The organism is Actinomadura fulvescens (assembly GCF_039533225.1).
In the GTDB taxonomy this organism is placed as follows: Bacteria; Actinomycetota; Actinomycetes; order Streptosporangiales; family Streptosporangiaceae; genus Spirillospora; species Spirillospora fulvescens.
This window is the reverse complement of sequence record NZ_BAAATD010000002.1, coordinates 683,832-695,581: the sequence shown is the minus strand read 5'-3', so window position 1 is coordinate 695,581 and position 11,750 is coordinate 683,832. Positions and strand designations below refer to the sequence as shown.

Sequence of the window (11,750 nt, the reverse complement as noted above, 5' to 3'; positions counted from 1 at the left end):
GGTGGACCGGCGTTTCGCTCTGTCGGTGGCGTGGGGGAATATGGGGAGATGGAGCTGCCGATCAGTCCGCCGCTGGCGCCGATGCTGGCCAAGGCGGTCAAGACCATGCCCAAGGGCGATGTGCTGTACGAGCCCAAGTGGGACGGCTTTCGTTGCATCGTGTTCCGCGATGGGGACGAGGTGGAGTTGTCCAGCCGCGGTGAGAAGCCGCTGACCCGCTACTTCCCCGAGCTGGTCGAGGCCGCCAAGCGGGAGCTGCCCGAGCGCTGCGTGGTGGACGGGGAGATCGTGCTGCGCAAGGGATCGCGGCTCGACTTCGACGGGCTCCAGCAGCGCATCCATCCGGCGGCGTCGCGGGTCACGCTGCTCTCGGAGCAGACCCCGGCCTCGTTCATCGCGTTCGACCTGCTCGCGCTGGGCGACGAGTCGCTGATGGAGACCCCGCTCGGCGAACGGCGCCAGCGGCTGGTCGACACGCTGGCGGGGGTCAGGGCGCCGATCCATGTGACCCCGGCCTCGGACTCCTACGAGCTGGCGCTGCGGTGGTTCGACGAGTTCGAGGGCGCGGGGCTGGACGGGGTGATCGCCAAACCGCGCCACGTCCCGTACGAGCCGGACAAGCGGGTCCTGTGGAAGGTCAAGCACGAGCGGACCGCCGACTGCGTGGTGGCCGGCTTCCGCTGGCACAAGTCGGGGCCGATCGTGGGCTCGTTGCTCCTCGGGCTCTACAACGACGAGGGGCATCTGCAGCATGTGGGCGTGGCGGCGTCGTTCACGATGAAGCGCCGCGAGGAGCTGGTCGAGGAGCTGCAGCCCTACCGGCTGGAGGATCTGTCCGAGCACCCGTGGGCGGAGTGGGCCCAGCAGAGCGAGGCGACCGCCGACCGCATGCCTGGGGCGATCTCCCGATGGACCGGCAAGAAGGACCTGTCGTGGGTGCCGCTGCGGCCCGACCTGGTCGTCGAGGTGGCCTACGAGGCGATGGAGGGCAACCGGTTCCGGCACACCGCGCGCTTCCGGCGCTGGCGCACCGACCGTACGCCCCGGTCGTGCACGTACGAGCAGCTTGAGGTGCCGGTCGCCTACGACCTGGACGACATCCTCTCCGGCGGAGCCGGGTCCTGAGAACGCGAGCCTGACGTTCGAGATGGCCGGGCCCTCCCCTGCGATGGAGAGCCCGGCCGGGCCGCGGACCACGGTTACGGGCGTGCGGTCTCGTTCTCGATGGTCTCCTGGATGATGTCGCGCTCGGACTTCACGCCGACCCTGGGCGCGGCGTACGGGCGCAGGTAGGTCTGCTTGACGCCGGGCACGCGGTCCTCGATGACGAAGGTCGCCTTGACGGACGCGGTGGCGCCGGGCGTGCGCACGTACGGCAGCGTCTTGAAGTCGGCCTTCAGCTCGTCCTTGCCGATGCGCGTGAGCACGTAGCCGCGCTGGTTGTTGTAGAACTTCAGATGCGGGTTGATCTTGAGGAACGGGTGGGTCGCCGGGTCGGAGTCGGCGCCGTCACCGCCGCTGGTGATCGAGGAGCAGACCAGCTCGGAGCCGACCACCGCCGAGGCCGGGTCGTCGTAGTTCGCCTTGAGGTCGCTCGCCCAGTGCGCGTGCACGTCGCCGGTGAGCACGACGGGGTTGCGCACCTTGGCGTCCAGCCAGCCCTTGGTGATGCGGTCGCGGGACGCCACGTACCCGTCCCAGGAGTCCATGCTGGTCTTCTTGACGGGCCCGGCCGTGTTGTCGCGCTGGGCGAAGAAGACCTGCTGGCCGAGGACGTCCCAGCGGGCGCCCGAGCGCCGGAAGCCGTCGAGCAGCCACTTCTCCTGCGCGGCCCCCGTGATGGAACGCGCCGGGTTGGAGGCGTCCGCGCAGTCCTTGTAGCCGTCGCCGCACGCCTGGTCGTCGCGGAACTGCCGGGTGTCGAGCATGTGGAAGTTGGCCAGGCGGCCCCAGCGAATCCGCCGATAGAGCCGCATGTCGTAGTTCTTGGGCACCGAGCTGCGGCGCAGCGGCATGTTCTCGTAGTACGCCTTGAACGCGGCGGCGCGGCGCTTGCGGAAGTCGGCGGCGTCCGGGGTGTCGGAGCCCGCCTCGGGGACCTCGTCCGCCCAGTTGTTCTCGACCTCGTGGTCGTCGAAGACCACCAGCCAGGGCGCGGCGGCGTGCGCGGCCTGCAGGTCGAGGTCCGACTTGTACTGCGCGTGCCGCTGCCGGTACGTGGCGAGCGTGACGGTCTCGGGGCCCTCGTGGTCGCGGACGTTGCCGCCGGGGATGGTGTAGACGCCCTTCTTGTACTCGTACTGGTAGTCGCCCAGGTGCAGGACCAGGTCGGGCTGCTCCTCGGCGAGGCGCCGGTAGGCGGTGAAGTAGCCGTGCTCGAACTGCGAGCAGGACACGAACGCCATCGTCAGGGCCGGGCCGAACGAGTCGCTGCGCGGCGCGGTACGGGTGAGCCCGACCGGCGACACGTGACCGGCGACCCGGAAGCGGTACCAGTACTCCCGTCCCGGGCGCAGTCCGTTCAGCTCGACGTGCACGCTGTGCGCGGACTCGGGGCGGGCGGCGGCGACGCCGCGCCGGACGATGCGGCGGAACCGCTCGTCCGAGGCGATCTGCCACTCGACGGGGAACGTCCTGGCCGGCATGCCGCCCAGCCCGTCCTCGGCGAGAGGGTTGAGCGCGAGCCGGGTCCACAGGACGAAGCCGTCGTGGTCGGGGTCGCCGGACGCGACGCCGAGCGTGAAGGGACTGGCGGGCAGCGCTCCGGGGCCGCGCCGGCCGGCGGGCTCCCACGCGGCCGCGTGGGCCGTCCCGGGAACGCCGGTCACGGCCACCGCGGTGCCGGCCGCGAGGCCTGAGGTGACGAGGAAGGATCTCCGGTCGAGTGCCCGCCCGGAGGGGAGGACGGGGTTGGTCGGTCGGGACGGACCCGCGTCAGCCATGGAGGGGACCTTTCGAGGGGAGGGGCGAATCGCCCGAAAGCCTCACGAAAGTCCATGGCCGCCGAGCACCGCTCAGATGACGTTCAGTCCAACAAAAACGATCATTTGGCGACGTGGCGGCGGTGCCGCTGAAAAGAGAAGAAGGCCCGCGCGACAGCGGACCGGAAAGGGTGCTAATCTGGAGCACTTGTGTCGTAATGACACAGTTCACCAACCCTATGAACAGGAGCGTACCCGAGGCATGGGGAGCCGTCAAGCCGACATTGTCAAGTCCCGGTCGGAAAATGCTTCGGAGCGGTCCCGCGAGGCCGCGCTGCGAGAGGAACAGGAGTACGTCTCACGCGTCTACGAACGGCTCGACACCGAGCGCGACCAGGCGGAGCGGACCCTGCGCGAGGGCCCCGCGACCAGGGGCGGGGGCAGCGTGCTCCAGGCCAGGCTCGAACGCGCGGTCGCGACCGACGAGGCGGCGCGCCGGCTGGACGGGCTCACCGGCGTCGAACGCGGGTTGTGCTTCGGCCGCATCGACCACGCGGCGGGCGGCGACGGGCGGCCCGGTGACACGTTCTACATCGGCCGGATCGGGCTGCGCGACGACGACCGCGAGCCGCTGCTGATCGACTGGCGCGCCACCGCGGCCCGCCCGTTCTACACCGCGACGCCCACCTCCCCCGGCACGCTGGCGCGCCGCCGCCATCTGCACCTGCGCCTGCGCGAGGTGGTCCGGATCGACGACGAGGTGTTCGACCTCGACGGGCTGAGCGCGGCCGACCAGAGCACGATCGTCGGCGAGGCGGCGCTGCTGGCCACGCTGCGCCGGGGCCGCACCGGCCGGATGTCCGACGTCGTCGCCACGATCCAGGCGGAGCAGGACCGGGTGATCCGCGCGGGGCTGCCCGGGGTCCTGGTCGTCCAGGGCGGTCCGGGCACCGGCAAGACGGTCGCCGCGCTGCACCGTGCCGCCTACCTGCTCTACACCCACCGCGACGTGCTGGAGCGCCGCGGCGTGCTGGTCGTCGGGCCGAACGCCACGTTCATGCGCTACATCGAGCAGGTGCTGCCCGGGCTCGGCGAGACCGACGTCGCGCTCGCCACCGTCGGCGAACTCTTCCCGGGCGTGCACGCTACCGCCGCCGAGACGCCGGAGGTCGCGGTCCTCAAGGGCGGCCTCAGGATGGCGGGGCTGGTGGGGGCCGCGGTCGCCGACCGGCAGCGCGTCCCCGACGGCGGCCTTGAGGTCGTCTCCGACGGCATGACGCTGCGGGTGGACCGCGAGCGGCTCCTGAAGATCCGTGACCGTGCGCGGGAGCTCCGCGCGCCGCACAACGTGCAGCGCAGGCTCTTCGTGCACGACGTCCTCGACGCGCTCGCGCTGGACCGCGCCGAGCAGTTCGACCGCATGACCGACGAGCCGCTGGAGCAGATCCTGTCCTCGGGGAGCGTGCCGGAATGGCTCCAGGAGCTGCTGGAGGAGGCGGAGGATCAGCCGCTCATGGACGAGACGGACCTGCGGATGGCCAAGGAGGCCCTCTGGCAGGAGGCGCCCGTGCGGGAGGCCATCGACGAGCTGTGGCCGGAGCTGACCCCGCAGCGGCTCCTCGCCGAGCTGTTCGCCGACCGTGAGGCGCTCGCCAAGGTCGGGGCCGAGGCGGGCCTCACCTCCGCGGAGCAGGCCGCTCTGCACCGCCCGTCGTCGCGGGAGTGGACGGTCTCCGACGTTCCGCTGCTGGACGAGGCCGCCGAGCTGCTGGGCGCCCTCGACGACGCCGCCGAACGGGCCCGCAGGCGCGCCGCCGAACGCGAGCGGGACTCCGAGGAGCGCTACGCGCGGGAGGTCATCCAGTCCACCGGGATCGAGACGCTCGGCATCCCCGAGATCGACCAGGTCGACGCGCGCGAGCTGGCCGAACGGCACGTGGAGGACGCGCTCGACCTGGCCGAGCGGCAGCACGACCGCGGTCTCCGGCTGACCACGGCGCAGCGCGCGGCGGCCGACCGCGAGTGGGCGTACGGGCACGTCATCGTGGACGAGGCGCAGGAGCTGTCGGAGATGGCCTGGCGCACCGTCATGCGGCGGGTCCCCACCCGTTCGCTCACGGTGGTGGGCGACATCGCCCAGACCGGCAACCCGGCGGGCGCGCGTTCGTGGGGCGCGATGCTGGACCGCTACGTGCCGGGCAGGTGGCGCGAGCAGCGGCTGATGGTCAACTACCGCACTCCGGCCGCCATCATGCGCGTCGCGGCGGACGTGCTGGTCCGGGTGGCGCCGGACCAGATCCCGCCCGAGCCCGTGCGCGACGACGGCCCGCCGCCCGCCGTGCTGCGGATCGCGGCGGACGAGCTCGGTGGCGAGCTGCCCCGCCTGGTCGAGTCCGAGCTCGCCGAGATCGGCGCCGGGCGGGCCGGTGAGGGCCGTCTCGCCGTCGTCGCGTCGGCGGCGCGCCATGCCGCCGTACGGGCCGCCCTGCCGGACGCCGAGGCCGGCGCGACGCCGGAGGCCCTCGACTCCCAGGTCGTCGTGCTGACCACCGAGGAGTCCAAGGGCCTGGAGTTCGACTCGGTCATCGTGGTCGACCCGGCGGGGATCGTCGCCGGGTCGCCGCGCGGCGGGCAGGACCTCTACGTCGCGATCACCCGGGCCACCCGCCGCCTGACGATCGTGCACGAAGGGGTCCTGCCGGACATCCTCAGGACCCGTATGGCAGGAGACCCGCGTCAATCTCCTCCCAGCGGGCCTTCAGGCGCCTGAACACCTCCGGCTCGCGAAGGGCCAGGTTGGCCTGCTCGCGCGGGTCGGCCGTGAGGTCGTACAGGCGCTCGGCCGCGGCCCCGCCGCCTTCGGCGGGGCCGCGCAGGTACTTCCAGCGGCCACGGCGCAGCGCCCGCGAGGACCTGGTCCGCCAGAAGAGGTCGTGCTGCGGTTCGCGCGCGCCGCGCAGGAGGTACGGGGCGAGGCTGTGGCCGTCGAGCGGGTGGTCGGCGGCGGGCCTGGTCCCGGCCGCCTCCAGGATCGTCGCGGTCCAGTCCTGTGTGATCACCGGCACCCGGCTCACCTGGCGGGGGCGGATCCGGGCGGGCCATCGCAGGATGTTGGGCACCCGGATGCCGCCCTCGTTGAGCCCGGCCTTAGACCCGGAGAGCGGCCACTGGTAGGAGAAGCGCTCACCGCCGTTGTCGCTGGAGAACAACACGAACGTGTCGCGTTCCTGCCCGGTCTCGCGGAGCACGCGCAGCACCCGGCCGACCGCCGCGTCCAGGCTCTCGACCATCGTGCGGTACGTGTCGAGCGAGCCGCCGTCGTCGTGCCAGAGCGCCCGGCCGTCGCCCGCCTTGACGCGCGCGGTGATCCGGGCGCTCACGTCGCGGTCGCCCGGCGCCTCCCAGGGCCAGTGGGGCGTGGTGAAGTTGAGGTTCAGGAGCCAGGGGGCGTCGTGGTCACGCCGTTCGCGGACGAAGTCGGCGGCGCGGGCGGCGAGGGTGTCGGTGTAGTAGCCGAGGTCCTCGACCGGCACCTCCCCCTCGTACAGGTCCACGCCGGTGCTGGTGATCTTGGAGTAGTAGTCGACGGCGCCGGAGAGGTTGCCGAAGAAGGTGTCCCAGCCCGACTTGACGGGGCTGTACCAGGGCAGGAAGCCGCAGTGCCACTTGCCGAACATCGCGGTGGCGTAGCCGGCGTCCTTGAGGATCGACGCGAGCGTCGGATGCCCCGGCGGGATGCCGTGCAGCTTGTCGGGCCGTGCGATCGGCTCCTCCAGCCCGCCGCGCAGCCGTCCGGGATAGCGCCCGGTGTAGAGGCCGAAGCGGGTGGGCGAGCAGACCGCCGCCGCCGCGTAGGCGTCGGTGAAGCGCACGCCCTGCCGGGCCAGCCGGTCCAGATGCGGTGTGCGGATGTGCGGCGATCCGTAGCAGCCGAGGTCCGCCCAGCCGAGGTCGTCGCCAAGGATGACCAGGAAGTTGGGACGCCTGGTCGACCGGGCCCGCGGGTCGGCACGGAACCCGCGTTCGAGGCCGGCGGTGGAGGCGCCGGCGGTGCCCGCGCCGAGGGCCGTACCCGCCGCCGTGGCGGCGGCGACCGTGCCGAGGGCCGCCGCCGCACCACGTCTGGTCACGCCCGTCTCGTGCTGGTTCTCCGCCACCACAAAAACCTACTTTCCCTACTGATTTGATTAAATCAACCGAGATAGTAGGGAATCAACGATCTTTCGCGCAACGCCGGGCGGCGGCGGGCTTCCGCTGGGGGGTTGACCAAGCGTACGCTTGGTCGCTGTACGACGGCAGCCAGAGGGGACGGCGATGACAGAGGTCCGGGACTACTCCAACCTGATCGGCGGCGAGCTGCGGCCCGCCGCGGACGGCCGCACGCTGGACTCGGTCAATCCGGCGACCGGCGAGGTCTGGGCGACGATCCCGCGCTCCGGCGCCACCGACGCGGCCGCCGCCGTCGAGGCCGCCCGCGCCGCGTTCCCCCGATGGTCGGGCATGCCCGCCGCCGGGCGCGCGCACTACCTGCGCAAGGTCGCCGAGGTGTTCGCCGCGAACGCTAAGGAGCTGGCCGAGCTGGAGACCATCGACAACGGCCGCCTCATCACCGAGACCGCCAAGCGCGACCTGCCCGGCATGACCTATCTGTGGACCAACGCCGCCGCCGAGTGCGCCGCCGCGGTCGAGGGCCGCAGTGTCGACTTCGGCCCGGGCAGCCAGGGCCTCACCCGGCGCGAGCCGTACGGCGTGGTGCTCGGGATCATCCCGTGGAACTCCCCCATCTCCACGCTCTCGGCCAAGGCCGCGTTCGCGCTGGCCGCGGGCAACACCGTCATCATCAAGCCCGCCGAACAGGCCACGGTGTCGTCACTGCGGGTCGGCGAGCTGCTGCGCGAGGTGCTGCCGCCCGGCGTGCTCAACATCGTGTCGGGCCTCGGCGAGGAGATCGCCGACCCGATGGTGCGCAGCCGCGGGGTCGACAAGGTCAGCCTCACCGGCTCGGTCGGCACCGCACAGATCATCACCCGCGCCTCGGCCGAGTCGCTCAAGCCGCTCGCGCTGGAGCTCGGCGGCAAGTCGCCCAACATCGTCTTCGCCGACGCCGACCTCGACAGGGCGGCGCCGGGCGTCACCACCCAGGCGATCTTCACCGCCAACGCCGGGCAGATCTGTTACGGCGGCTCGCGCATCCTGATCCAGCGGCCGGTGTACGACGAGATGATCTCCCGGATGACGGAGATCGCCGCCGGGATCCGGCTCGGCGACACCCTCTCCCCCGACACCACGATGGGCCCCATCGTGTCGGCCGAGCAGTACGAGCGCGTCACCGCGTACCTGGAGATCGGCGCGAAGGAGGGCGCGGAACTGGTCTTCGGCGGCCGGTCCGGCGCCGAGCTCGTGGACGAGGCGCACGCGGGCGGCTACTGGGTCGAGCCGACGCTCTTCGCGACCTCCGACAACTCGCTGCGCGTCTGCCAGGAGGAGATCTTCGGGCCGGTCGCCGTGGCGATCCCGTTCGACACCGAGGAGGAGGCGGTCGCCCTCGCCAACGACTCGGTCTACGGGCTGGCCGCCGGGGTGTGGACGCGCGACCTCGGTACGGCGCAGCGCATGTTCCGCCGCCTGGACACCGGCACGGTCTGGGTCAACACCTACCGCAAGGTGATGTTCCCGCTCGAAGGAACCAAGGACAGCGGGTACGGCAACGACTCGGTGCTCGCCTACACGAGGGAGAAGGCCGGCCTGTTCGAGTTCTGACCGGCCGGCTACACGACGTCGCTGCGGCGTTCCAGGAGGACCACGTCGCGCCAGACGGACCGGCCGCCCAGATCGTGGCGGCCCATGCGTTCGCGTACGCCGACGTGCCGGAACCCCAGAGACTCGTGCAGCCGGATGCTGGCGGTGTTCTCCGGGAAGATGCCCGCCTGCAGGGTCCAGAGCCCACCGCGTTCGCTGGAGTCGATCACCGTGCCGAGCAGCGCGCGGCCCACGCCGCGGCCCTGCGCGGCGGGATGGATGTAGATCGAGAGCTCGGCGATCCCGGCGAAGACCGGACGGTCGGAGATCGGCGAGAGGGCGACCCAGCCGAGGAGGCGCTCGGCGTCGCGGGCCACGAACCGATGGCCGGCCAGCTTGCCCGCCGAGAAGGCCGCCCAGGTCGGGCAGGCCGTCTCGAACGTCGCGTTCCCGCTGTCGATCCCGGCCTGGAAGATGTCCAGCACCTCGTCGGCGTGCTCGGGCAGCATGGGCATGATCTCCACCCGACCACTGTACGGAGCGGACGGACGATAACAAAAGGGGACGTACGCCACACTCGCGCCGCCCGCCACCGCCGACCATAGCGGCGGCAGCGGGGCGCGGATGGTCGGCCGCGCGGCCCGGGGGCGGTCAGCGGCGACGGCCCACTGGGCGCCGCCAGGACAGGCCGGTGCCGGGGATGCGGAACGTCATCTCCCGGCGGCCGTCCGCCGTGCGGGTGTAGCGGGCGCCGCGTCCGCCGACGCTGTGTCCGACGCCCGACTTCGAGAGATTGATCCGGAACGGACCCATCCTGATTGACTTCCGGTAGCTCCAGCCCATCGATCCTCCTGATCGACTCGGGACCCTCGCTGGGGTGCCCGGGCGCCCGCCAACCACCCGTACCCCCACAAAACAGACAGGCCCGAAACAGCCCTGCGGTCGAACCGGAACCGCAACGGCAAGATGCGACCAAAACCGGCCAGAGTTACTGGAGCCTGGATATTTACGTGGCGCCCGTCAGCGAGGAACCTGTGCCTCCGTAGAGATCATTCTTTCGATTCCCCTCCGGAGGTGCGGGTTGCCCAGGAGATCCCTGAGACGAACCCCGCAGACGATCGCGGTCGCCGTGCTGTCCGGCACGGCGTTGATCGCCGCGGGCGGCGTCGCCGACGCCCAGGCCGCGGCGCCCAAGATCGTGGTGAAGAACGGCGTCACACAGCCGGTCTTCTCCTACAAGGACGCGATCCGCGAATACGTGTACGTCGAGTCGTCGCTCGACAGCGACGGCGACGGCAAGCGCGACCGGGTCCGGGTCGACATCGTGCGGCCCAAGGAGACCCAGCGGGGGCTGAAGTCCCCCGTGATCATCGACAACAGCCCGTACTTCGACAATCTCGGGCGCGGCAACGAAGCCGAACGCAAGACCTACGACGCCGCCGGCAATCCCCTGAAGTTCCCGTTGTTCTACGACAACTACTTCGTGCCGCGCGGCTACGCCTACCTGGCGATCGACATGATCGGCACGACGAAGTCCGACGGCTGCCCGGGCACCGGGCAGGTGCAGGACATCGCGGGCGGCAAGGCCGTCATCGACTGGCTGAACGGGCGCGGCACGGCCTACGGCTCCGACGGCAAGAAGGTCAAGGCGAGCTGGCACAACGGCCGTTCCGGCATGATCGGCAAGTCGTACGACGGCACGATCGCCAACGGCGTGGCCGCCACCGGCGTCAAGGGCCTGGCGACCATCGTGCCGATCTCGGCGATCAGCAGCTGGTACGAGTACATCCGCAGCAACGGCGCCAAGTTCGCCGACAACTACCACGACTACCTCGCCAAGGTCGTCGACAGCGACCCCGACGCCAAGTGCGCGGCCGTCCGGCAGGCGCTGCACGTCGGCGAGGACGACGCCACGGGCAACTACAACAAGTTCTTCGCCAACAGCAACTACCGGCACGGCACGTACGGCGACGTGCGCAAGGTCCGTGCCAGCGTCTTCGTCGTCCACACGGTGAACGACCTCAACGTGCAGCCGGTGCACTTCTCGCGCTGGTGGGACGGGCTGAAGAAGCAGGGCGTCAAGCGGAAGATCTGGGTGGGCCAGTACGGCCACACCGACCCGTTCGACTTCCGCCGCGAGACCTGGGTGCCCACGCTGCACCGCTGGTTCGACAGCGAGCTCTTCAAGATCAAAAACGGCGTGCACCGCACGCCCAGGTCCGACGTCGAGATCGCGCCGGGCAAGTGGATCAAGGAGCCGGACTGGCCCGCGGCCCGCAGCCGCAAGGTCACCCTCCGGCCGGCCGCCAACGGCTCGCTGGGCCTGAAGGCGGCGCCGAAGGGCAGCACCGCCTCGTTCACCGACACCGCGGCCTCCGAGTCCGACCTGGTCGCCGACCCGACGACGGCCAAGCCGTACCGCCTGGCGTACGTGTCGCAGCCGCTGCCGGGCAACGCCCGCCTGTCGGGCACTCCGGTCGCCGACCTCAGGGTCAAGCTCGACAAGCCGACGAGCAACCTGACGGCGATGCTGGTGGACTACGGCACCGACGCCCGCGTCGACTACCTCGGCGCGCGCGGCGGCCTGGACGAGGTGCCCGCCGAGGACTGCTGGGGCCAGAGCATCCCGGCCGACGACGGGTGCTACAAGAAGACGCCGATCCGCACGGTCACCAGCCCGGTGAACGTGGTCGCGCGCGGCTGGATCGACGCCCAGAACCGCCTGTCGCTCACCAACCCGACCCCGCTCACGCCGGGCAAGTTCCACCGCGTGAAGTGGCAGACCCTTCCGCAGGACTACGTGTTCAAGAAGGGTCACCGGCTGGCGCTGGTGATCGCGGGCACCGACACCGACTACCTCAGCGAGACGGCCACCGGCGCGCAGGTGACGGTGGACCTCGCGGGCAGCGGCATCAGCGTCCCGGTGGTCTTCGGCGGCTCGGGCGCCTCGGCGCTCGGCGCCCCGCAGACCAAGTCCGCCTGGCGCGGCCCGGTCACGGTGAACCTGCCGGTCCAGTCGCGTGAACTGAAGTAACCCGATCCCCGATCCAGGGCCGCCGCCCCCGCCAGGGGCGGCGGCCCTGCCCTATG

The 11,750-nt window shown here is 71.3% G+C and carries 8 protein-coding genes; 4 read left to right on the top strand and 4 right to left on the bottom strand.

Going from position 1 to position 11,750, the window contains the following annotated elements:
- Positions 1-48 precede the first annotated feature (48 nt).
- A complete protein-coding gene (locus tag ABD333_RS10010) occupies positions 49-1,125 on the top strand; it encodes an ATP-dependent DNA ligase (protein ID WP_344539892.1) in 1,077 nt (358 codons plus the stop codon).
- Positions 1,126-1,199: 74 nt separating this feature from the next.
- Here ABD333_RS10010 and ABD333_RS10005 read toward each other — a convergent pair whose 3' ends face one another.
- Entirely contained in the window at positions 1,200-2,942 is a 1,743-nt protein-coding gene (locus ABD333_RS10005; protein WP_344539890.1) for an alkaline phosphatase D family protein, read from the bottom strand.
- Positions 2,943-3,183: 241 nt separating this feature from the next.
- On the opposite strand from ABD333_RS10005, the gene ABD333_RS10000 reads away from it, so the two are divergent.
- Positions 3,184-5,691, top strand: coding sequence for a HelD family protein (locus tag ABD333_RS10000; protein ID WP_344539888.1), 2,508 nt, complete (start codon positions 3,184-3,186; stop codon positions 5,689-5,691).
- On the opposite strand, the gene ABD333_RS09995 is transcribed toward ABD333_RS10000, so the two are convergent.
- Positions 5,630-7,078 (bottom strand): sulfatase family protein, encoded by a 1,449-nt coding sequence (locus tag ABD333_RS09995; RefSeq protein ID WP_344539886.1) that lies wholly within the window; start codon positions 7,076-7,078, stop codon positions 5,630-5,632. The two genes, ABD333_RS10000 and ABD333_RS09995, sit on opposite strands and share 62 nt — an antisense overlap.
- A 157-nt stretch (positions 7,079-7,235) precedes the next feature.
- Between ABD333_RS09995 and ABD333_RS09990 the strand changes: the two genes are divergently transcribed.
- Positions 7,236-8,681: an aldehyde dehydrogenase family protein gene (locus tag ABD333_RS09990; protein ID WP_344539885.1), complete on the top strand. Its 1,446-nt coding sequence runs from the start codon at positions 7,236-7,238 to the stop codon at positions 8,679-8,681.
- An 8-nt stretch (positions 8,682-8,689) separates the two neighbouring features.
- On the opposite strand, the gene ABD333_RS09985 is transcribed toward ABD333_RS09990, so the two are convergent.
- A complete protein-coding gene (locus ABD333_RS09985; RefSeq protein WP_344540459.1) occupies positions 8,690-9,175 on the bottom strand; it encodes a GNAT family N-acetyltransferase in 486 nt (161 codons plus the stop codon).
- 136 nt (positions 9,176-9,311) lie between these two features.
- Entirely contained in the window at positions 9,312-9,503 is a 192-nt protein-coding gene (locus ABD333_RS09980) for a DUF4236 domain-containing protein (RefSeq protein WP_344539883.1), read from the bottom strand.
- 238 nt (positions 9,504-9,741) lie between these two features.
- Between ABD333_RS09980 and ABD333_RS09975 the strand changes: the two genes are divergently transcribed.
- On the top strand, positions 9,742-11,694 hold the full coding sequence (locus ABD333_RS09975; protein WP_344539881.1) for a Xaa-Pro dipeptidyl-peptidase: 1,953 nt from the start codon (positions 9,742-9,744) through the stop codon (positions 11,692-11,694).
- The last annotated feature ends 56 nt before the right edge of the window (positions 11,695-11,750 follow it).